The sequence below is a fragment of the Flavobacterium cryophilum genome (assembly GCF_048286555.1).
Lineage (GTDB): Bacteria > Bacteroidota > Bacteroidia > Flavobacteriales > Flavobacteriaceae > Flavobacterium.
In genome coordinates this window covers 80,973-104,326 of sequence record NZ_JBLVPZ010000006.1, presented here as the reverse complement: position 1 = coordinate 104,326, position 23,354 = coordinate 80,973, and the positions used below count along the sequence as shown (strand labels likewise).

The following is a 23,354-nucleotide window of genomic DNA, read 5'->3' as shown; positions in this document are numbered from 1 at the left end:
TTTTAATTTATATTTTGTTAAACAATTCAACCAATTCTTTAGTAAGATTTTTTCTGGAATAACACTGTAATCCAACGCCATTTGAATACAATGTACCTTCCAAAAACTGATTATAAAAGTCCAAAATTACACTTTTAAGCCGCTCTTTCTCCGAATAATCAAAAAATACGCCTGTGTTGGTATTCGTAATAATTTCAGCAAAGTCCGATTCCTTCGGCCCAATTGCAATAATCGGTCGGTTTGAGATCATATACTCAAATAATTTTCCGGGAATAATACTTTTAGTATCTTCAGAATCAATTTCTATCAGCAACAAAACCTGTGATTTTCTTTGGTGTGCAATCGCTTCTGCATGCGAAACATAACCTAAATTATTCAAATAGGAATTAAGCCCAAATTGCGTAATCGTTTCCAAAACTTCCTGACTTACAGCTCCAATAAGTTTTATTTCTAAATGCGATTTGAAATTGGGAATGTCATGACTCAATTCAACCAAACTTTCCCATAAAATCATTGGATTTCTGTTGGAAAGAAAAGAACCAATATGAGCTACGCTAAACTTTAAATCCAAGGTTTGTTTTTCAACTTCTTCCGTATCATAACCATTGGTGATAACCGCAATTGGCTTAGCGGTAATCGCCTGGAATTCGGTTTTGGTGGTTTTGCTCGTTACGATAATGGTATCGGCTGTATTCAAAACCTGGTGTTCTAAAGCTTTGTGTTTTTTGGCAGCAAAACTCGACAATCGCAATGCTTTATGATAGCCAATTGTCGTCCATGGATCACGGAAATCAGCAAACCATTTCAAATTTAATTTTTGTTTTAATTCCAATCCAATAAGATGCAGACTGTGTGGCGGTCCCGAAGTAACAATCGTGTCAATATTATTGTCTAAAATGTATTTCTCTAAATAAGCAACTGATGGTTTTACCCAAAAAACACGCGCATCGGGAATAAAAAGATTCCCACGAATCCAAAGAAAGGTTTTATCCAGAAAAGATTGCTTTTTCTGATTTGGAATAATTCCTGAACTGATTTTTTTAGTTTTATTCTTCGAAAGAAAAGACGCCAGTTGATACGGTTCAAAAATCTTCTGTTTCAGAATAATCGCTTTTTCCGAAACTTCTTTTACCAAGTTTTCATCAACAATAGGATATGTTGGATTCTCTGGAATATAAACGATAGGCTGAACACCAAAATCAGGTAAATACTTGACAAACTTAAGCCAACGCTGTACTCCAGGTCCACCGGCCGGTGGCCAATAATAGGTAATGATTAAAATTTTCTTTGGTTCCAAGTTTAAGGTTTAAGGTTTAAGGTTTTAAAACCTCATAATTCAGCATTAATTATTCAACATTCAAAAAACTTTAAACTTTAAACCTTTCTTCTTTTCTTCCTTTCGAAATAAATCCCACCAATCAAAAGCAACAGCATTCCTATAGAACTAATCAACGTTATTGTGCTTCCAGTTTTTATTACTTGTGGCTCAAACTTGAATTCTATCGTGTGTTTTCCTGCTGGAATATGTAAAGCTCTTAAAACGTAATCAACTCTAATGTGATCTGATTTCTTACCGTCGATATAGGCGTTCCAACCTTTTCCATAATACATTTCGGAAAAGACAGCCAAACCTCCATTTGAATTATTAGATTCATATTTCAAGTAATTTGGTTTGTAATTTTCTAACGTTATAGTCGCTGAACTGTCTTTGGCGAAAGCCGTATTTTTAATGTCAAATTCTTTACTATTTACAACCGCCACATTTTTAGAATCCAAACTGTCCAAGGCTTTCATCTCTTCATCAGCAGAATTGACTAATTTTACTTGGCTCACAAACCATGCATTTCCATTAACATCGGGATTTGACACTGGAAATTCTTTTCCTTCTTTGTCCTTTTGAATAACATACTTTACATTAAGCATATTAAGAACCTCAATATTATTTTTGGTGATCTGATAATCAATTAATTGCTGCATTCTTCTAGGTCTTACGGCACTGTAACCACCAATAGATTTATGGAAATAAGAAGCTCTTGCACCCATTAAATCCCCCACTTCAAAAACGCGGTAATTAGCGGTGTCTTTTAGTATCTCAGTATCCGAAGGTGACTCTTGGAAAGGCACTTCAATTTGACTTCCGCTTACAAAATCTTTTCCGGAAACATATTTTTTATCCACAAAAAATAAATCGGAAACCATCAATAAACCTACAATTATAATGGCTGTATTTTGAGCAAATCTCTCTTTAATAAACAACCATAAAACGCCAGCTGTTACAACAATAAAGAAACCGGAACGCAATAAATCAGCACTATATAAGCTCATTCGATCCAGCTTAAGGGCGCTTACAAATTCAGGACCGTAACTTTCTTGAAAATAAGCATCATTTCCTCCAGAAAAGCTGAACATGCTTTTGCTTAAAAATAAAATCAAAATAATTCCAAAACCTAAAATTGTCGTTTCATACAATGCTTTCCATTGCAGTTTTTTGTCTAATTTAAAGAAAGACTGTAAACCCATAATAGCCAAAACCGGAAAACACAATTCCAAAATAACTTGAATAGAAGATACCGCTCTAAATTTATCGTACATTGGAACATAATCAATAAAAAAGTCGGTCAAAACAGGGAAATTTTTACCCCATGAAAGAACTAACGCAACTATTGAACCGGATAGAAATACATATTTAATCTTTCTTTTATCAGTAAACAAGGCCAAAATGGCCAAAAAGAATACTACAATTCCAATATATGCCGGAGCAGCCACAATAGGTTGATCTCCCCAATAGGTTGGCATTCCCGAAACAAAATCAGTTGCCTGATCCTCTGGAACGCCCTGACCTATCATGAATTCATACATATTACTGTCTTTTCCAACGGCCTCATTATTAGAACCACCAAAAAGTCGCGGTGCAATAAGATTAAAACTTTCCATGATACCATAACTGTACTCCGTAATATAGTCCTTAGACATTGAAGAAGTAGTCTCATTTTTTGAACCGTTTGGATTGAATGTCAGTTCGCTTTTACCACGAATACTAAAGTCAGCATATTCAGCCGTTGCTAATAGATTTGTAGCATTGGCACCAATTGCTAAAATTCCTGCCGCTGCTAATACCCCAAACGAATACAACAGGGATTTATATTCTTTCTCTTTTACCTGCTGATATATAAAATGAGCAGAAAGAATCAATAAAAAAAACAATAAATAATACGTCATTTGGAAGTGATTCGCATTAATTTCTAATGCTGTCGCAAAAAGCGTAATCAAACCTCCAAGAATATATTTTTTTTGAAACACCAAAATAAATCCTGCAATAACCAGTGGCATATAGGCGATAGCATGCGCTTTGGCATTATGCCCTACTCCCAGAATAATTATCAAATAGGTTGATAAACCAAAGGCCAATGCTCCAAAAAAGGCTTTCAAAGGATCCACTTTTAACACCAGCATCAAGCCATAAAATCCGAGGAAGTATAAAAATAAATAATCGGCAGGGCGAGGTAAGAATCGCAATGCATCGTCAATCGCTCCAATATAATCGTGTGGATATTTTGCTCCTAATTGATACGTTGGCATTCCACCAAACGCTGAATTAGTCCAATATGGTTCAACATCATCTGTGGCTCTAAAGTCATTTTGTTCTTTGGCCATTCCCGTATACTGAACAATATCTGACTGGAAAATTTGTTTTCCTTGTAATACAGGATAAAAATAAAGGAGAGAAATTACAACAAAACCAAGTATGGCAAGGGCGTGCGGATAGAACCTATTTATTATTTTCAATTTAAAAAAGTTTGGATTAGAGTAAAATGCTTGTTAATAACGACAAATTTAATCTATTTCTTCGTAATCAACATAATCTCCCACTTTTTTGGTTTCGCGTGTATTTTTAGTCTTCGCTGTATTGTATGTTACATCATCCTTACTTTGTGTTTTTTTCCAAGTACTGTCTTCCGCATGCTTTTGTTGCTTCTGCATACTTTCGCCCGCTTTTTCGACAACTTTTTTAACTATTAATGGCAAAAATAGTTTTGCTAAAAATCTAAAAATGTAGTAGAAAGCGATCATATAAAAAAGCGCTTTTATAAAGCCAATGAAAGAAGCTGTTTGCATATCAGTGTAATTTTTTTCAAAATTAATAAATCAACCGATCAAAATTAAAATAACTCTCTTAAATAAATAATAAAATATAGTACATTTGAAAAGCGTTATTACTTTTTAATCTAAAAAAAATAATATGTCCAAAATCAAAATTTTACTTATCGCTGTTTTTTCAATGATTCCATGTATTCATTATGGTCAACATACCGATCAAATAAACTCTAACCGACCGGGTGAAACCATGTCAGCTTATGCCGTTGGAAAATCGGTAATTCAAATAGAAACAGGGGTTTACGGAATAAAACAAAATCACAGCTTATTGAATTATGATGCCAATGGTTTTGGGATTGATGCTACATTACGATGGGGATTATTCTTGGAAAGGTTAGAATTGATAGCTGATATACAATACCAAAATGAAAAATATACCACTTTGTTTAACAGTTCAAATCGAGCAGATTTTAAACAAACCGTTTTAGGAGCCAAATATTTAATTTACGATCCGTTCAAAAATTACGAAAAAAAGGTAAACATCTATAGTTACAAAGCCAATCGAGCATTTAATTGGCGCCAATTAATTCCTGCAGTTTCCTTATTTGCGGGAGCTAATTTTACGATGGCAGAAAACCCTTATTCTTTTTCGCCAGAATCCAGCATATCACCAAAAATTATATTGATTACCCAAAACCACTTGGGTGATGGAAAATGGGTTTTTGTAACCAATATCATTGCTGATTATGTGACAACTGACTTTCCAAGCTATGGCTATGTGTTGACTTTAACAAGAGGATTTAATGACAAATGGTCTGGTTTTGTAGAAAATCAGGGATTTAAAAGCGATTTTTACAGCGATGCCATTGTTCGTGGGGGCGCGGCTTATTTAGTGAACAAAGACCTGCAAATTGACGCATCAATAAGCACAAGTCTTAAAGATACTCCTTCTGCACTTTATGGCGGTATTGGTTTTTCTTGGCGTTATGATGCAAATTACCAGGAAGTCCGAATAAATATTGACAATACAGATTCTGATAAGAAAGCATTGAAAAGAGCGAAAAAGACAAAAAAAGGATAATTTATAGAATTTCAACAAAATAATGATTACAATAAAAGAAGCTAAAACTAAAAAAGAGTTAACGGATTTCATCAAATTCCCTTTTTCCTTATACAAAAATAATAAGTACTGGGTTCCACCAATCATTGCTGATGAACTGGAAACCTTCGACAAAACTAAAAATCCTGCTTTCGAAAATGCAGAAGCTTACTTTTATATCGCTTACAAAAACAACGAAATTGTAGGCAGAATTGCCGCCATAATTAATTGGAGCGAAGTCAATAATCAACATAAAAAGAAAGTTCGCTTTGGTTGGTTTGACGTGATTGATGATATCGAAGTGACTAAAGCGCTTTTGGAAAAAGTGTATGAATTAGGTCGAAAAAACAATTTAGAACACGTTGAAGGGCCAATGGGATTTTCAAATTTAGACAAAGTTGGTGTTTTAACGGAAGGTTTTAACGAAATGGGAACCATGATCACATGGTACAATTATCCATATTATGCCACTCATTTTGAACAATTGGGTTACAGTAAAGAGAAAGAATACATAGAAAGTAAATTTCCTTTCGAAAATGTAAAACCCGAATTTTTTGAAAAGGCAAATGATCTGGTTAAAAGAAGATACCAATTAAGTCCTCTTAATTTCAAAACTACTAAAGAAGTAATGCCCTACGTGGATAAAATGTTTGACTTATTCAACGAATCCTACGCTTCTTTGTCGTCTTTTGTAGCCATTTCTGACAATCAAAAAGAATATTTCAAGAAAAAATACATCAGTTTTATCAATCCTGAATTTATCAAATTTGTGGAAGATAAAGATCATAACATTGTTGCTTTTAGTATCGTAATGCCTTCCTTTTCTGAAGCATTGCAAAAAACTAAAGGAAAATTATTCCCTTTTGGATTCCTTCATTTGCTGAAAGCAAAAAATCAAAGTAAGGATATGATTTTTTATTTGATAGGCGTTCATCCAGAATATCAAAACAAAGCGGTTACAGCGATAATTTTCAATGAATATTACCATACTTTCAAAGAAAAAGGAGTTGTCAATTGTTTCCGAACTCCTGAACTAGCAGACAATCTTGCCATCTATAACTTATGGAAACATTTCAATCCTGTTGTTCACAAAAGAAGATGTACTTTTCTAAAAAAACTGTAGCTGTTTATTAGGTACTATTTACAACAAAAATCCATCGAAACTGATGGATTTTTTTGTATAAGTTGCTGCTTTAAACTAAAAATTACATTTTACAATCTATTTTTGACAAAACGACATTTCCCTCAAAATTTAGTTGTTTTATGTCTTTAAAAATTACATTCCCATTATTGTCATCTACAATATCGCCATACCCTTCAACATACGTATTTCCTTTTTTCAAGAAAACAACTTGGCGGTTTGAGGTAACTCCTTCGGACATAAAAGTATACTCGGCAAAAAGCGTATCGCCTTTTATTTCTCCCGCTAAAGTCCCTTCATTTTTATCTTTCTCAAAATAATTATAACTCAGTTTTCCGGAAGTAATTTGATTTCCTTTTACTTTTAAAGACATATAAACGGTATCTGTTTTCATAATCGCGCTATAACATTCTTCTGAAGCGGCTTCTTCTACTACTACTATTTCTTCTGATGAAATTGGCGATTCTTCCATTTCTTTTTCTTTTTTACAAGAGACAAAAACACTCATAAAAACGACACTCAATAAAATTACTTTTTTCATAAACTTTACATTTTAAGTTGGATAAATATACCATTTATTATCTAAATTCATTTCAAAAAAAAATCCATCAGCAAAAGCTAATGGATTTTTGAAAATTTAAAATTGCAATAATTTCAGAAACTAAGCGTCTAAATCAACTTTCGTTCTATCCGCAATTTCTTTATAGGTACCGTTTTCCAATTTTTCACGAATAGCTTCAAAAGCCGTCAGTGTTTCATCAATATCTGTCAAACTATGAGACGTTGTAGGTATCATTCGTAACAAAATAATTCCTTTTGGAATTACCGGATAAATCACAATCGACAAGAATATACCATAATTCTCTCTCAAATCATTAACCATAATCATTGCTTCAGGCACACTTCCCTGAAGATAAACGGGTGTAACACAAGTATTAGTATCACCAATATTGAAATTTCGTGATTTTAATCCGTTTTGCAACGCATTAACGTTCTCCCAAAGTTTGTCTTTCAATTCTGGGTGATTGCGCAACAATTCCAAACGTTTCAACGAACCAATTGTTTGAATCATTGGTAACGATTTGGCAAACATTTGAGAACGCATGTTGTATTTTAGATAATCAATAATGTCTTTATCGGCTGCTACAAAAGCACCAATATTAGCCATTGATTTTGCAAAAGTCGAGAAATAAACATCGATTTGATCCTGAACGCCTTGCTCCTCACCTGCTCCGGCACCTGTTTTTCCAAGTGTTCCAAAACCATGTGCATCATCAACTAATAAACGGAATTTAAATCGTTTTTTCATTGCAACAATCTCTTTCAATTTCCCTTGTTGCCCGCGCATTCCAAAAACTCCTTCCGTAATAAAAAGGATTCCGCCACCATTTTCTTTCGCTAATTTTGTAGCACGTTGCAGGTTTTTCTCCATGCTTTCAATATCATTGTGACGGTACGTAAAACGTTTTCCCATGTGTAAACGAACTCCGTCAATAATACAAGCATGCGCATCAACATCATATACAATTACGTCATTTTTAGTCACCAAAGCATCAATAATTGACACCATTCCTTGGTAACCAAAATTCAATAAATAAGCTGATTCTTTCATTACAAAAGCGGCCAACTCATTCTCTAATTGCTCGTGAAATTTAGTGTGACCGCTCATCATACGGGCGCCCATTGGGTAAGCCGCGCCATATTGAATAGCTGCATCCGCATCTGCTTGACGCACTTCCGGGTGATTAGCCAGACCTAAATAGTCATTCAAACTCCAGTTCAAAATATTTTTTCCACCAAACTGCATTCTTGGACCAAGTTCACCTTCTAATTTAGGAAAAACAAAATAACCTTCAGCTTGTGAAGCCCATTTTCCTAATGGCCCTTTATTGTTTTGAATCCTTTCGAATAAATCTTTTACCATAATATATTAAGTAATAATTTTAATTTTAAGAAGTTGCAAAAATAATTATTTAAATTTTATAATGGTATTGAAACTAAATTTATTTTTCAAGAGCTATTTCATGCCCTACACTTTATCTTTTGTGCCAACGAAAAAGATCGTTTCATTCCTCGCCAAGCCGATGCAAAAAATACCGTTTCCATTAGGGCTAAACCTCAAAATACAAAACGTATTCAGTAATAAACGTTGTATATTTGAAGAAATATTTCAACATTAGAAATTTATGTCACAAGATACAAAAGAATTAAAACTGGCCGTTCTCATTGATGCTGACAACGTTCCTTACAGCAATGTAAAAGGAATGATGGAGGAAATTGCCAAATTTGGAACACCTACTACCAAGCGTATTTACGCCGACTGGACTAAACCAAATGCAGGTGGCTGGAAAAGTGTATTATTGGAACATGCCATCACACCTATTCAGCAATATAGTTACACGGTGGGGAAAAATTCATCGGATTCTGCCATGATTATCGATGCCATGGATTTATTATATTCTGATAAAGTAGATGGTTTTTGTATTGTTTCCAGTGATTCTGATTTTACACGTCTTGCGATTCGACTCCGTGAATCCGGTATGAAAGTGATTGGAATTGGAGAGCAAAAAACACCAAATTCGTTCATTGTTGCCTGTGACAGGTTTATTTATATTGAAGTTTTGGATGGAGCCATCAAAAAGAAACTACCAAAACGAACCGCCACCGATGCTAAAAAAGCAGCGCCAAAAAGCCTAAACAAAGTTGATTTACAAACGATCGAATTGATAGAATCTACCATTGAAGATATTGCTGATGATAGTGGTTGGGCATTTCTAGGGGATGTAGGAAACCTTATCGTAAAGAAAAAACCAGAATTTGACCCAAGAAATTATGGTTTTTCTAAACTTACTCCAATGCTGAAATCTCTTACCGATATTTTAGAAATTGACGAGAGAGATTCAGATAAAAAAGGCATCAAACACGTTTATGTACGATTACGTTTCAGCTAAAGTAATTTTTTTACCGAGTGATATAACGTGTCTTTCTTAATTGGTTTAGATAAATAATCATTCATACCAATTTCTGCAACACGTAATTTAGTACTTTCCATCACATCGGCGGTTACCGCAATTATAGGGATTGAAGCATACGCTGCTCCTGCTCCCCCATTTCTAATGGCGATAGTTGCTTCGTAACCATCCATCAGCGGCATTTGAAGATCCATTAATACAATATCAAAATGGTTTGTTTTAAAAGCTTCTAGGCACTCTACACCGTTATTAGCATATACGACTGTCGTGTTCATCCATTTTTTAGTGATCATTTTAACAACCATTTGATTAATCGGATTATCTTCAACTACTAAAACTGATTTACCTTTTAAGTCATAAACTGTAGGCGTAGTTAAAACTTCCGTTTTTTCACCTTGCGGTACAATATCAAAATCTAAAGTAATTCTGCAAGTTGTTCCTACATTGACTTTACTCTCCATTTCAACAGTCCCATGTTGCATATCCACTAAAGTTTTTACAATATAAAGCCCTAATCCTAGTCCTCCAAATTTTCTTTTATTATCAATACTATTTTGCGAAAACGAATCAAAAATACTATTCATTTTTTCTTCAGCAATTCCTACTCCAGAATCTGCAACTGTAAATTGCAAACATGCCCGATTATTTTCCTTGATTTTGCATTCTATATCAAATTTTATAAAACCATTAGTCGTAAATTTAATGGCATTATTTAATACATTATTTACAACTTGAACCAGCCTGGTCACATCACCAATCAAAAAATCAGGAATGGATTCTGATTTTGAAAATTGGAAGTCTAAACCTTGATCAATAGCTCTATTAGCAGCATTATTTTTTAAATTTTCCAGAACGCCCCAAGGATTAAACGGTATGGATTCCAGTTTTATTTCTTTTTTCTCAATTTTAGAAAAATCTAAAATATCATTGACAGAACTCAATAAACTATGTGACGAATACTTAATAATTTGACAATTTTTTCTGATTTCATCATCCTGAACCTCTACAGAAATTGAATCAATCATATTCATAATTGCATTCAAAGGGGTTCTTAATTCATGACTGATATTTGATAAAAAATAGGATTTCAAATCATTCATTTCTTCAGAACGAACCAAAGCAAGTCGATTGAGTTCATTTTTTTCATATTTAAGATTTCTGATCAAATTTGCCATTGAAAGCGAAAGAAAAATAACCTCTACACCAATACCTAATTTTGAACTGTTCTCTGTCCAAAAAACAGATGGCAAAACACTAAAGTTTTTTAATATAAAAATAACGAAGCCACTAATCAAGAAAAAAATACCAATTGAAAAAAACTTTTCAATTTTTTTTGTCTTGTAATAAACCACCGCAATTGACACCAGAATTAGTACCAACAAAAACAATCCTAATATATTAGCAGTGGGATATAAGTATTGAATCGATTTTGGATAAATTAACAACGTTAGAATAGAAAGGAAATTTAATACATATAAAACACAAAACATTGTATAAATCGTTAAACTATACTTTTTTATATTTAAGTATACTTCCGAATATTTTCCTAAAAAAAAGTTAGCTACGGTAGCGAATATTATAACGGAATGAGACGATAACCAACCGTTATTTGGCGCAAAATATTGATAAAAATAGCCATCTACCGAAAATTGTAAAAGCCCTATAAAAGTAACGTATAAACTATAAAATAGAAAACTTTTTTCTTTCATTGCAAAATAAAAGAACATATAAATTATGGCTGTTATGAACAATAGACCGTAAAAGATTCCGAAAATAAATTGCTCAAATGAAGCTATTTCTAATTCTTTCTCCGCCGACTTCAAATAAATGGGAGCATTTATTACTTCACCGTCACTTTTCAAATGAAGATAAAAACGAGTCACTTGTTTTGGCTGTAAAACTGGCCTAAATAAGGTTTTTGTAGAATTTAATGATCGCTCCTGAAAAGGCATTACATCGCCACTTTTTAAAAATTCAATTTTCCCACTTAAATCAATGACGTACAGTTCAGCCACATCTACGATCGCTCTGGAAGTTTCTATAAAGGGCCTGATTTCAGTTGTAGTATTGTTGACAATCTCAAATACAAGCCAATAGTTATCATCGGTAAATCCTAAATCTTTATTTTCAACAAGTAATGGTTCAAATTTTAGAGACTTATCATTAATAATCTCCTGTATGGTATAATTCCGCTGACCTACATTTACGATTTTAGCATATTTATGTAACGAAACTCCATCTTTAAATTGAGCACGATTAGCTACAATATATTGAGCTTCTGAAGATATGCTTAAAAACAAGAAAATCAGCAGTAAGGAAAACGTGCTTAGTTGTATTTTATAATTCTTAAAATTCATTTACACTATATTTTATTTCTTTACCTACGTTTAATTAAAACCATTGGTTTTACATTGATAAAAAAAATCAGACAAATTAAATATTTAATAACGAACCCTTAGATTAAAAAAAAAAAAATCTACAAGACTTCTATGACAAGTTCATAGTACTTCACAAAACTATTAAAAATTCAAAGTAATTTAAGCCCCTGAAACCACAAATAATTATAAGAAAGCAATTTTTTATTGTTGGGTTTATCCTCTTATATTTAAATATAATTATTGCCTAGTTTTACAATTACAGCCTGTCACTTTAATAGATTTTACGGTTAGCGATTGTTCAGATATTAATTCTTGAAGCGAATGTATGCATGGTGAGGATGTAAATTGGCTACAAGGAACTACTAATTTTGATTTCTGCGATGACAGAAGCAGTTTTGACGCAACACAGTAGCAAAAAAGCGCAGCAATGTAATAATAGGAAGTATCGCAATGAAGTTGCTACATAAAACAAAATGCTAGTGAAAAAATTTACTGTAACTGGCCATTCAAAGCGAGTATATTGTATTTAAAAAAATACAGTACTGATAGCAAACTGCCTTCTTGCTACCGCCCGTACAAAAAATTTTGCCGATGTTTATAATACCATTTTCGTGTGTAGTGATGCAATTGCCTAGTTATCTGATTTGTATTTTCATTACAATCTAGAAAGGGTCCGAAAATATTAAAACAAAAAAGGAGGACCCTTAGAGTCCTCCAGCTGAAAGTTCTGATTTACCATTATCAACGTAACAGGTATATTAGTTAGGCTGACTATTGAGTTATCATTTCTTATTAAAAGATCGATACACTCAAGTAATTAATCAGAACCACATTGTAAAGATAGTATTTTATTTGACTTAAAATATTGACATACAACTGTTTAACTAATTATTAACGCTTTGGTTCATCTGTGAAAAATTTCAGAATAATTGTCCTTTTGTTGTAAGAACTCCTATCGTTACTGATGTGAGTTATTAATCTCATTGTAAGAGAAATATTCTCAGGTATTTATTCAGAATCACATATCAAAAATATCATTTTAACGTGCTAATTTAAAGTAATAAAATTGCTGGATTTAGATATTTCCACCGTTTAAAGCCAATTCCTATAATTTTAAAAAAAAGAAAATTTAAGAAATCATAACAACTTAACATGTATTCAAAAAAAAAAGGAGGCCGTTTTAAAGGGCCTCCGATTGTAAATTTTGATTTACCATCTTTCAAAAATACAGTTAAGTATGAATTGAAAATTTGAATATGCTTTTCCTTGCAGATAGTTTTTATTCAATTGATTAATCAAAACCACACTCAAAGATACAACGAATGTTTTCTATAATACTAATAAACAGTACTTTAACTATTAATTAACGCTTTGACTTTTAATATTTACATTAAAATATATTCTTTGAATTACAAATACCCTGCGATTTTTACTGTCAATAGACACATCAGTCTGCTATTGACGTGATCCTAAAACGCTATCTAAAAAAATGTATCTTTGGAGCGTAAAATTAAAATCAATAAAATGCAACTTGTTTTCGCTTCCAACAATAAAAATAAAATACTGGAAATACAACGTATACTTCCTGACACGATTGAAATTCTTAGTTTAGATAGTATCGGTTGTCATGAAGAAATTCCCGAAACGGCGGAAACTATTGAAGAAAACGCCATTCTAAAAGCAAATTATGTTACCCGCAATTATGGATACGATTGCTTTGCTGACGATACTGGACTTGAAGTGGATTCATTACATGGAGAACCTGGTGTTTACTCTGCACGATATGCCGGAGAGCAACGCAATGCTGATGATAATATGAATAAAGTATTAGAAAACTTATCCGACAAAAGCAATAGAAAGGCACAATTCAAAACAGTGATTGCATTGAATTTAAACGGAAAACAGCACCTTTTTACAGGAATTGCCCGAGGCGAAATTACGGTAGAAAAAACAGGGAATCAAGGGTTTGGATACGATCCTATTTTTAAACCTGAAGAATATCAAGAAACTTTTGCCCAATTATCATTGGATGTAAAAAATAAAATCAGCCACAGAGGAAAAGCCACACAACAATTAATTGATTTTTTAAAACTATAGAAATAAACGCCTTGAAATAGAACGCTTTTATACCAAAAAAACAAATTTCATGGCGTTAATTCACATTAAAATCCGATTTTAAAATACATCATTCGCAAATAAAAAATCTAACTTTCTGATAATCAAATTATAATAAAACATTAAATCTTAAAATAGCATTAGTTTATATCGATTATTAACAGTAATTTTGCACCCTATTTTAAAAATACATATGAATAAATTTGAACAATTAGGATTGAGTGAATCGTTACTGAAGGCGATTTTAGATCTAGGATTTGAAAATCCGACCGAAGTACAGGAGAAAGCGATTCCCCTATTATTGGAAAAAGACACAGATATGGTTGCGTTGGCTCAGACAGGGACAGGGAAAACGGCAGCTTTTGGTTTTCCAGTTATTCAGAAAATTGATGCCAACAACAGAAATACACAAGCATTAATTTTATCTCCAACCCGCGAATTGTGTTTGCAGATTACCAACGAAATTAAAAACTACTCTAAATACGAAAAAGGTATTAATGTGGTAGCAGTTTACGGTGGAGCTAGCATAACAGAACAAGCGAGAGACATAAAGAGAGGCGCACAGATTATTGTGGCCACTCCAGGAAGAATGCAAGACATGATTAATAGAGGTTTGGTAAACATCTCTCAAATCAACTATTGTATTCTTGACGAAGCTGACGAAATGTTGAACATGGGTTTCTACGAAGATATCGTAAACATCCTTTCTACTACGCCAGACGAAAAAAATACATGGTTATTTTCCGCAACAATGCCTGCTGAAGTAGCACGTATTGGAAAACAATTCATGACTGATCCAATTGAAATTACAGTTGGAACTAAAAACTCCGGTTCTGCTACCGTTTCTCACGAATTTTACCTTGTAAATGCGCGTGACCGTTACGAAGCTTTGAAACGTTTAGCTGATGCTAACCCAGACATTTTCTCAGTAGTTTTTTGTCGTACCAAAAGAGATACGCAAGCTGTTGCTGAAAAACTTGTTGAAGACGGATACAGCGCTGCTGCATTGCACGGAGATCTATCTCAAGCGCAACGTGATGGTGTAATGAAATCTTTTAGAGGAAGACAAATCCAAATGCTTGTAGCTACTGACGTTGCTGCACGTGGAATTGATGTTGATAACATTACTCACGTAGTAAATTACCAACTACCAGACGAAATTGAAACTTATAACCACCGTTCAGGTCGTACTGGTCGTGCTGGGAAATTAGGAACTTCAATTGTAATCGTAACTAAAAGTGAATTGCGTAAGATTTCTTCAATTGAAAGAATCATCAAACAAAAATTCGAAGAAAAAACGATTCCTTCTGGAATTGAAATCTGCGAAATCCAATTGTTACACTTAGCTAATAAAATTAAAGATGTAGAAGTTGATCACGAAATTGACAACTATCTTCCTGCAATTAACAGCGTTCTTGAAGTTTTATCGAAAGAGGAATTAATCAAGAAAATGGTTTCGGTTGAATTTAATCGTTTTATCAATTATTACAAGAAAACTAGAGATATTTCTAATCAAGCTTCAGGTTCTGAAAGACGTGAACGTGATGATAGAGATGGTGCTCCAAGAGAAAATAATAATGGTGGTGCAACACGATATTTTGTGAACATAGGTTCTAGAGATAACTTTGATTGGATGTCATTAAAAGATTACTTGAAAGAAACATTAGACTTAGGTCGTGATGACGTTTTCAAAGTAGACGTAAAAGAAGGTTTCTCTTTCTTCAACACTGATCCGGAACATACCGATAAAGTAATGGAAGTATTGAATAACGTACAATTAGAAGGACGCAGAATCAATGTTGAAATTTCTAAAAATGACGGTGGCGGAAGACGTGACCATAACGGAAGAAGTTCTGGTGGAAGTTTTGGTGGCGGAAGAAGTTCAGCTCCAAGAAGAGAAGGAAGCTTTGCCCCAAGAAGAGAAGGTTCAGGCGGATTTAGAAGCGACAGAAGTTCAGCTCCAAGAGAAGGTGGATTTGGCGGAAGAAGTGATGCTCCGAGAAGAGAAGGTGGTTTTTCATCGGACAGACCTAGAACTGAAGGATCATCTGACAGAGCACCAAGACGTTCTGAAAGCTTTGGTGATTCACCAAGACCAAGAAGACCAAGAAGAGACTAACATTCATTGTTAATTTTCTTATAATTATATACTGGAACTACAAAATATTTAATCCTGTTTTATTACTTTTAAAGTCTTAAACCAGTTTATGAAATATTTTGTAGTTTTCTTTTTTTTAATACTCTCTGCAACTGCTTTTGCGCAAGTTAAAGAACCCTCCCAAAAAGTTAATGGTATCATTATCAGTAATACTACCAGACAAGTGTTGTCGAGTGTAAATATCATTAACATCAATAAAGTTAGAGGTGCAACTACTGATTCACGCGGATATTTTGAAATAGATGTACAACTGAATGACACGCTTCACATTACTAGTCTAGGATTTCAGTCACTTCGCGTTCGAGTGACCAATGACTGGATAAAAAACAAAAGCACCAAAATACAACTTACTGAAAAAGCAATAGCACTTGAAGAAATTGTAATCAGACCCTTTAATCTGACAGGATATCTTGAAGTAGACACTAAAATTATTCCCGTAAGAGAAAATTATAGGTATAGTATTTCCGGTTTAACGCAAGGATATGAAGCTGGGGAATATTCCCCAAATGCTTTTGGAAGAGTTCTTGGCTCTATATTTAATCCAGCGGATATGCTGTACAATTTCTTTGGTAATAATCCAAAAGAGCTTAAGAAACTGAAAGAATTAAAAAAAGATGATACGGTACGAAATCTTTTAGAATCAAAATTTGACAGAGAAACTATAGCGGTACTTTTAGGAATTGAGAAAAATGAAATACCTGAAATTTTGCAACGTTGTAACTACTCCGAATCATTTATAAAAACAGCTAATGATTTACAAATCATGGATGCTATAAGTGGTTGTTATGAGGAATATAAAATCCTGAAGAAAAAATAAATTCAGTACTTCATTACGGAAATAACGAGTTATTTTGAAATAAAAAAATAATTTGATCACCTATTCGACAGTAGTTGGGGATATTTAATATCCAGCACTTACAGTGGAGTTACACCTGTAATTTAAATATTCTAAAAGCAAGTTCTATGTCTACTATCCCTTTTCAAACTATTGATTGGAATTTAATAGAAACAACCGAACACATCGGGACAACAGGCGTAGCATACTGGCAAACCATACAATTAGGTGGACTTAGAATTCGTAAAGTAAGGTATTCCAAAGATTATTACGCAGACCACTGGTGTCAAAAAGGGCATGTTGTCCATTGTCTTGAAGGGGACTTTATTAGTGAATTAAAATCTGGAGCGCAAGTCCAACTTTAAAAAGGGATGACTTATGTTGTTTCAGATGATGCAAGTTCTCATCGCTCTATATCCGCTGATGGAGTTGAATTATTAATCATAGACGGGGATTTTTTAAAATAATATTTAAAACAAATCAAAAATATTATATACATTTACCTAAATCAAAATTAAAACAAACCCTAAATACTCCTATCATGGCAAAAAGTCAAGACGCAAAGAAAACTGCGAAGAAAGAGCCTCTAAAAACAGCTAAAGAAAAGAAAGAAGAAAAAAGAGATAAGAAGAACAGCCCAAAAAGAGATTAATTTTTAAAAGTTTTCAGTCTCAGTCTCAGTTTTCAGTTATCCTTAATATCATAAGTGAGACTGAAAACTGCGACTGAAAACTGAAAACTATTTCACCGGAATATTGGCTAAAATTTCCACTACATATTTCCAGAATTTCTGAGCAGAAGAAATACTCGCTCTTTCATCAGGTGAATGCGCACCATGAATCGTCGGCCCAAAAGAAATCATATCCATATCCGGATAATTAGTTCCCAGAATTCCACATTCTAATCCTGCGTGACAAGCCACTACTTTTGGTTTTTCACCATTTTGTTTTTCATAAATAGGAACTAATACATCTAAAATTTCTGATTTAGAATTGGGTGTCCAACCTGGATACGAACCTGAAAATTCCACTTCACAACCCATTAATTCAAAAGCGGAACGCAAGGCATTTGCCAAATCAAATTTAGATGTTTCAACCGAAGAACGTGTCAAGCACTGTACCGAAAGCTGCCCTTCTGCTACAATTACTTTAGCAATATTGTTTGATGTTTCCACTAAATCCTCGAAATCAGCACTCATTCTATAAACGCCATTATGAGCCGTGTACATTGCTCTCACAAAGTAAAACTGAGCAATTGAAGGCATTACTTTAGCAGGAAGCGCATCCATTTTTTCAAAAACAACTTCTAAAGAAGGTTCCGTTGTTTTAAACTCTGTTTTGATTTCATTTACAATTTGCTGCATGTCAAATACAAACGCTTCATCATACACCTCGGCTATAATAACGATTGCCTGACTTTCCCGCGGAATCGCATTGCGCAAACTTCCACCTTTTATTTCGGAAATTTGTAAACCAAAATTATCAAAAGCATCAAACAACAATCGGTTCATGATTTTATTGGCATTACCCAATCCTTTATGGATATCCATTCCTGAATGCCCACCGTTCAAACCTTTTACCGTAATCGTATATCCTACAGAACCCTCGGGAGTTTCCTCTTCATCATATTCAGCCGTTGCCGTCACGTCAATTCCTCCTGCACAACCAATATCTATTTCATCATCTTCTTCAGTATCCAAATTCAAAAGAATTTGACCTTGGAGAATGCCCGCTTTTAAGTTCAACGCTCCCGTCATTCCCGTTTCCTCATCAATGGTAAACAAAGCTTCAATCGCCGGATGTGGAATAGCAGTACTTTCTAAAACTGCCATGATAGCCGCAACTCCAAGACCGTTATCAGCACCGAGGGTCGTTCCTCGCGCACGCACCCAATCTCCATCTACATACATATCAATTCCTTGTGTATCAAAATCAAAAATGGTGTCCGAATTTTTTTGATGCACCATATCCAAATGCCCTTGAAGTACGATTGCTTTTCGGTTTTCCATTCCCGCAGTCGCCGGTTTTCGGATAATTACGTTGCGAATTTCATCTTCAAAAGTCTCTAATCCAAGACTTTTTCCAAAGTTTTTCATAAACTCAATTACACGATCTTCCTTTTTGGAAGGACGCGGTACGGCGTTTAAATCGGCAAACTTATTCCAAAGTGCTTTTGGTTCCAGATTTCTTATTTCTTGACTCATTTATTTTTGTTTGAGGTTTAACATTTACGAAGTCCAAAGTTACAAAGTTTAAATTCTTTATTGATACTAATTGATATTGTAATTATATTTACATTATTAAAATTTATCCTGTGCGAACAAAATATTTTCTTACTTTCTTTCTTGTTGTCCAAATAGTAATTTTGCAGGTTCTACCGTATTTCCCTTTACAGGTGGAACAGTTTTACAGTACTGGTTTTTATCCGATACTTTCAAAATTTTCAAGATTAGCATTAGGCAGAATCCCCTTTTCTCTAGGTGATTTAATTTATATCATTGTCATTGTTTTTATTTTTAAATGGTTTTGGATCTCGCGCAAATCTTGGCAATTAAAATGGAAAAGCAATATATTATCAATAATAAGTTTTATTTCCGTATTCTATTTCTTGTTTCATTCACTGTGGGCATTTAATTATTACCGCCAACCGCTTTTTGAAAAAATGCAAATTAAAAAAGACTATACAAATGCAGATTTATTGGCTTTTACCAAAAAATTAATCATTAAAACAAACGCCATTCAAAAACAGATTACAGGAAATGACAGTTTAAAAGTAGTATTTCCTTACTCCCAAGGTCAAGTTTTTAAGATGAATTTAAATGGATACAAAAACCTAGCTGAAGAACATTCGTATTTTGCTTATAGCCAATTAAGCGTCAAAAAATCGCTTATCAGCTTACCTTTAACATACATGGGTTTTGGCGGCTATCTTAATCCGTTTACTAACGAAGCTCAGGTGAATTATCTGGGTCCAATGTACAGTTTCCCCATGACTACCAATCATGAAATGGCACATCAAATGGGTTTTGCCAGCGAAAGTGAATGCAACTTTATTGGATTTTTAGCATCCGTAAAAAATGAGAATACATACATACAATATTCAGGCTACAGTATGGCTTTACGGTACTGCTTGGGAAATTGGCAAGTTCGAAACGAAAAAATTTTTATAGAATTACTCCAAACAGTTCATCCCGGAATTTTAAAAAACTACAAAGAAAGCGAGCATTTTTGGAAACAATATGACACGATTATCGACAAGGGCTTTCATGCTTTTTACGATCAATTCCTTAAATTAAACCAGCAAAAAGAGGGTATGCAGAGTTACAGTAAGTTCGTGAATTTGATGGTTAATTATTATAAGAAAAAAGAGTTATGAGTTAGGAGGTTAAATGTTTCCATAACATGTAACGTTTAGCTCTTAACTTAACGCCTAACTTAGCCCTCAACAAATTATATTTTCTCAAGCAATAATCCAGTAGCTGTCAGACCTGGACCAAATGCCATTGCTACAATTTTAGTTCCTGATACTATGCTGTCATCATTAATAATTTCATTAAAGATATGAGGAACAGTAGCTGAAGACATGTTTCCCTGTTGACGTAATATTTCATAAGACCAACGTGCCTGATCTTTTGAAATTCCAACTGCTTCCACTACATAATCAATAATTTTTGGTCCCCCGGGATGGATTGCAAAATGCATTTTAGATTTTTCGTCTTCAAGATCTATATCAACTTTACTACAAAGAGTTGTCAAAAAAGATTTTATGTTTTTACGAATAAAAACGGGAACCCTTTTAGAAAGAGTCATTAAAAAATTGTACTCTCCTATTTCCCAAGACATATCTTCTAATGAATCCGGAATAATAACCTCATGAGAAGCTAAAATTCTGAGTCCTTTTTTATCTTCAATTGAATCATCATTCATGAAAGTATCTTCTTCATATAAAGAATATCCAATAAAACCATCTGCAAAAAGAGAGCAAATCATTGTGTTTGCAACAGAAAATTCGGTTAAATTTAAATGTGCCGATAATAACTCTGTATGAACCACATCCACTCTTCCTTGATTTTTACTGCCGCTTATCAAGTGACTGGCAGTTCGTATAGCAGGAAAAGCCCCATAACACCCCATTTGGTATGAATGAGTAACCTGAGTTGTTTCCCAATGCCTTTTTATTACCGCTTCTTGTGCAACACTTGGGGAGGAATAACCAGAACAAGTAACATGAACCAAGTTTTCCGGGGCAGTCTTTATTTTTGAATAAAATTCATCAAAAACATATCCCATTTTTTCTTTAAACCATTGCATGCGGATTCCAATTTTTGGTCCAAATATATCTCCTCTCCCAGATGTTAAACTAGACGGAAATTGATATGCAGAAGGTAAAGTTTCATCCATTTCATTTTCAATAAAATGTTCTACTTCATCAAAAATTAAAATTTGTCTTTTATTAATATTTTCAGGAGGGACAGAATATTTATCAACCTGGTCTGAGATAACCTCAAAACTATTTGATTCTTCAATAATCTCATCTTCTCCTGCACCAACTAAACTTGGCTTAGTTTGAAAATGATGGTATAAAAATTTTGTGTATTGGTTAAGTTTTTGTTGATCGATTAATTTCCCTACCAAAATGGGCTTGAAATTAGAAATAATAATGCTTTTCATTAATTTTGAAACTTTATGTGAATTTCACAAATTTAAGGCATAACATTATTTATAAAAACAAGCCAAATAAAAACTAAATTCAAAAAAAATATAAATTATTCATAATCAAACATTTACAAAAACTTATAATTTTGTTAAAATATTGTAAATTAGCATATTGTAAGAATGATATCACGCCAGTTTTCAGGCTGATTATCAGCGATGTAAGAATGTAGTTACATCATCAATAAAGTCAATTTTCATGCGTAGACAAAGTAGAAATTCTTCAGTTGGTTAAGAATATTTCTAAAAAAATAAAATAACGATTAAGATGAGTTTTTATGCTTTTTACAACAATTTCCTTAAATTAAACCAGCAAAAAGAGGGTATGGAGAGTTACAGTAAGTTCGTGAATTTAATGGTGAATTATTATAAGGAAAAAAAGTTATGAGTTATGAATTTTCATAACATATAACGTTTAACTCTTAACGTATAACTTAGCTCTTAATAAATTATAGTTTTTCCAACAACAAACCCGTAGCAGTAAGGCCTGGGCCAAATGCCATGGCTACAATTTTTTTCCCTGATTCAATGTTTGGGTCATTTACAATTTCGTTTAAAATGTGAGGAACAGTTGCTGAGGACATATTTCCCTGACGGCGTAAAACCTCGTAAGACCATCCGGCCTGTTCTTTAGACAATCCAATTGCATCGATAACATAATCAATAATTTTTGGCCCACCAGGATGTATCGCAAAATGCATATTCGCTTTTTGTTGTTCTAAATCAACATTTCCTTTTTTACAAAGTGCTGTCAAAAAGGGTTTGATGTTTTTACGAATAAAAACAGGCACTCGCTTAGACAATGTCATTAAAAAATTATATTCGCCTAAATCCCACGACATATCTTCTAATGAGTCTGGTATAATCACCTCATGAAAGGCTAAAATACGAAGTCCTTTTTTCTCTACAAAAGCATCATCAATCAAGAAGGATTCTTCATCAAATAAGGAATAACCAATAAATCCATCTGCAAAAAGAGAGCAGATCATAATATTTGAATTCGAAAATTCGGTCAGATTTAGGTGTGCCGATAGTAATTCTGTGTGAACTACGTCTACTCTACCTCTAGTTGGGCTGGCACACAATAAACTCCGTCCTGTACGAATTGCCGGAAATGCGCCATAGCAACCCATGTGATAGGAATGTGTAACTTGTACCGTTTCCCAATCTCTTTCGATGACTGCTTCCTGAGCAACACTTGGAGACGAATAACCAGAACACGTAACATGTACCAAATTCTCCGGACTTGTATCTATTTTTGAATAAAATTCATCAAAAACATATCCCATTTTTCTTTTGAACCATTCCATTCGAACCTCTATTTTAGGTCCATACAGATTCCCGGATTTGACTTCGAAACCAGCAGGAAAATGATATCCTGCAGGGGAAGTAACTTCCATTATATCCTCAATAAAATCCTCAACATCTTCAAAAATAATACTTTGTCGTTTGCTAATATGTTCAGAAGAAACAGCATACTTATCCACCTGGTCAGATATAAAGTCAAATGTTATCGGTTCATCATCAAAAGCTCCATTTCCGGTAACACCAGTTTTTGGAAGATTTTGAAAATGATAATACAGAAATTTTGTGTACTGATTTAGCTTTTTTTGATCTATCAATTTACCCACTAGAATTGGGTGAAAATTGGCAAGTATAACGCTTTTCATTATTTATGAATTTTAATTGAAGTCTAAAATTAAATCAAAAAACATTCGAAAAAATCATATTAATAAAACAACAAATTTTAATGCCATAAGGCATTGATATACAGCAACTTACGAATTATATTATTTTGTTAAAAAACTGTTAATCAACTAGTTATAAGAAATAATCTACATAATTTTCG

General features: G+C 33.5%; 17 protein-coding genes and 1 pseudogene. 9 read left to right on the top strand and 9 right to left on the bottom strand.

The genetic code is table 11. From position 1 onward, the window contains the following. Positions 1 to 7: 7 nt before the first annotated feature. The 3 genes from ACNQGJ_RS10355 to ACNQGJ_RS10345 all read right to left on the bottom strand — a co-directional run bounded on the left by ACNQGJ_RS10355 (position 8) and on the right by ACNQGJ_RS10345 (position 4,116). Complete coding sequence (locus ACNQGJ_RS10355; protein WP_417972670.1) at positions 8 to 1,297, bottom strand: glycosyltransferase family 4 protein; 1,290 nt, start codon at positions 1,295 to 1,297, stop codon at positions 8 to 10. A gap of 77 nt (positions 1,298 to 1,374) precedes the next feature. Then, positions 1,375 to 3,786: a YfhO family protein gene (locus ACNQGJ_RS10350; RefSeq protein ID WP_417972671.1), complete on the bottom strand. Its 2,412-nt coding sequence runs from the start codon at positions 3,784 to 3,786 to the stop codon at positions 1,375 to 1,377. A 48-nt stretch (positions 3,787 to 3,834) separates the two neighbouring features. Next, positions 3,835 to 4,116 carry a DUF4834 family protein gene (locus tag ACNQGJ_RS10345; protein ID WP_417972672.1) on the bottom strand — a complete coding sequence of 94 codons (282 nt, stop codon included), beginning with the start codon at positions 4,114 to 4,116 and terminating at the stop codon, positions 3,835 to 3,837. Positions 4,117 to 4,240: 124 nt separating this feature from the next. On the opposite strand from ACNQGJ_RS10345, the gene ACNQGJ_RS10340 reads away from it, so the two are divergent. Then, entirely contained in the window at positions 4,241 to 5,176 is a 936-nt protein-coding gene (locus ACNQGJ_RS10340; RefSeq protein WP_417972673.1) for a transporter, read from the top strand. Positions 5,177 to 5,198: 22 nt separating this feature from the next. Beyond that, positions 5,199 to 6,317 carry a GTP cyclohydrolase gene (locus ACNQGJ_RS10335; protein ID WP_417972674.1) on the top strand — a complete coding sequence of 373 codons (1,119 nt, stop codon included), beginning with the start codon at positions 5,199 to 5,201 and terminating at the stop codon, positions 6,315 to 6,317. 82 nt (positions 6,318 to 6,399) lie between these two features. Here the strand turns inward: ACNQGJ_RS10335 and ACNQGJ_RS10330 are convergent, their stop codons facing one another. Further along, positions 6,400 to 6,876, bottom strand: a complete 477-nt coding sequence (locus tag ACNQGJ_RS10330) for a hypothetical protein (RefSeq protein ID WP_417972675.1) — start codon at positions 6,874 to 6,876, stop codon at positions 6,400 to 6,402. Between the two features lie 120 nt (positions 6,877 to 6,996). Continuing rightward, positions 6,997 to 8,259: a cysteate-C-fatty acyltransferase gene (locus ACNQGJ_RS10325; protein WP_417972676.1), complete on the bottom strand. Its 1,263-nt coding sequence runs from the start codon at positions 8,257 to 8,259 to the stop codon at positions 6,997 to 6,999. A 262-nt stretch (positions 8,260 to 8,521) separates the two neighbouring features. On the opposite strand from ACNQGJ_RS10325, the gene ACNQGJ_RS10320 reads away from it, so the two are divergent. After that, entirely contained in the window at positions 8,522 to 9,286 is a 765-nt protein-coding gene (locus ACNQGJ_RS10320) for an NYN domain-containing protein (RefSeq protein ID WP_417972677.1), read from the top strand. Here ACNQGJ_RS10320 and ACNQGJ_RS10315 read toward each other — a convergent pair. After that, positions 9,283 to 11,664, bottom strand: a complete 2,382-nt coding sequence (locus tag ACNQGJ_RS10315; protein WP_417972678.1) for a hybrid sensor histidine kinase/response regulator — start codon at positions 11,662 to 11,664, stop codon at positions 9,283 to 9,285. The genes ACNQGJ_RS10320 and ACNQGJ_RS10315 overlap by 4 nt on opposite strands. Positions 11,665 to 13,209: 1,545 nt before the next feature. Here ACNQGJ_RS10315 and ACNQGJ_RS10310 point away from each other — a divergent pair. The 4 genes from ACNQGJ_RS10310 (at position 13,210) to ACNQGJ_RS10295 (ending at position 17,158) form a co-directional block, all read left to right on the top strand. Beyond that, entirely contained in the window at positions 13,210 to 13,782 is a 573-nt protein-coding gene (locus ACNQGJ_RS10310) for a non-canonical purine NTP diphosphatase (protein ID WP_417972679.1), read from the top strand. Between the two features lie 211 nt (positions 13,783 to 13,993). Continuing rightward, on the top strand, positions 13,994 to 15,919 hold the full coding sequence (locus ACNQGJ_RS10305; protein ID WP_417972680.1) for a DEAD/DEAH box helicase: 1,926 nt from the start codon (positions 13,994 to 13,996) through the stop codon (positions 15,917 to 15,919). A gap of 88 nt (positions 15,920 to 16,007) precedes the next feature. Continuing rightward, the gene (locus ACNQGJ_RS10300; RefSeq protein ID WP_417972681.1) at positions 16,008 to 16,775 is read left to right on the top strand and encodes a carboxypeptidase-like regulatory domain-containing protein; all 768 of its coding nucleotides are present in this window, start codon (positions 16,008 to 16,010) and stop codon (positions 16,773 to 16,775) included. Positions 16,776 to 16,921: 146 nt separating this feature from the next. Then, the gene (locus tag ACNQGJ_RS10295) at positions 16,922 to 17,158 is read left to right on the top strand and encodes a DHCW motif cupin fold protein (RefSeq protein ID WP_417972682.1); all 237 of its coding nucleotides are present in this window, start codon (positions 16,922 to 16,924) and stop codon (positions 17,156 to 17,158) included. A gap of 374 nt (positions 17,159 to 17,532) precedes the next feature. Here ACNQGJ_RS10295 and ACNQGJ_RS10290 read toward each other — a convergent pair whose 3' ends face one another. Then, the gene (locus ACNQGJ_RS10290) at positions 17,533 to 18,996 is read right to left on the bottom strand and encodes an aminoacyl-histidine dipeptidase (protein ID WP_417972684.1); all 1,464 of its coding nucleotides are present in this window, start codon (positions 18,994 to 18,996) and stop codon (positions 17,533 to 17,535) included. A 110-nt stretch (positions 18,997 to 19,106) separates the two neighbouring features. Here ACNQGJ_RS10290 and ACNQGJ_RS10285 point away from each other — a divergent pair, with 110 nt between their 5' ends. Next, positions 19,107 to 20,168: a DUF3810 domain-containing protein gene (locus tag ACNQGJ_RS10285; protein ID WP_417980357.1), complete on the top strand. Its 1,062-nt coding sequence runs from the start codon at positions 19,107 to 19,109 to the stop codon at positions 20,166 to 20,168. Between the two features lie 74 nt (positions 20,169 to 20,242). Here ACNQGJ_RS10285 and ACNQGJ_RS10280 read toward each other — a convergent pair whose 3' ends face one another. Continuing rightward, the gene (locus tag ACNQGJ_RS10280) at positions 20,243 to 21,463 is read right to left on the bottom strand and encodes a 3-oxoacyl-[acyl-carrier-protein] synthase III C-terminal domain-containing protein (protein ID WP_417972685.1); all 1,221 of its coding nucleotides are present in this window, start codon (positions 21,461 to 21,463) and stop codon (positions 20,243 to 20,245) included. Between the two features lie 304 nt (positions 21,464 to 21,767). On the opposite strand from ACNQGJ_RS10280, the pseudogene ACNQGJ_RS10275 reads away from it, so the two are divergent. Further along, positions 21,768 to 21,893 (top strand): annotated as a pseudogene (locus tag ACNQGJ_RS10275) (DUF3810 family protein); the annotation flags it as partial. Between the two features lie 61 nt (positions 21,894 to 21,954). Here ACNQGJ_RS10275 and ACNQGJ_RS10270 read toward each other — a convergent pair. Continuing rightward, the gene (locus ACNQGJ_RS10270; protein WP_417972686.1) at positions 21,955 to 23,175 is read right to left on the bottom strand and encodes a 3-oxoacyl-[acyl-carrier-protein] synthase III C-terminal domain-containing protein; all 1,221 of its coding nucleotides are present in this window, start codon (positions 23,173 to 23,175) and stop codon (positions 21,955 to 21,957) included. Positions 23,176 to 23,354: the final 179 nt, after the last annotated feature.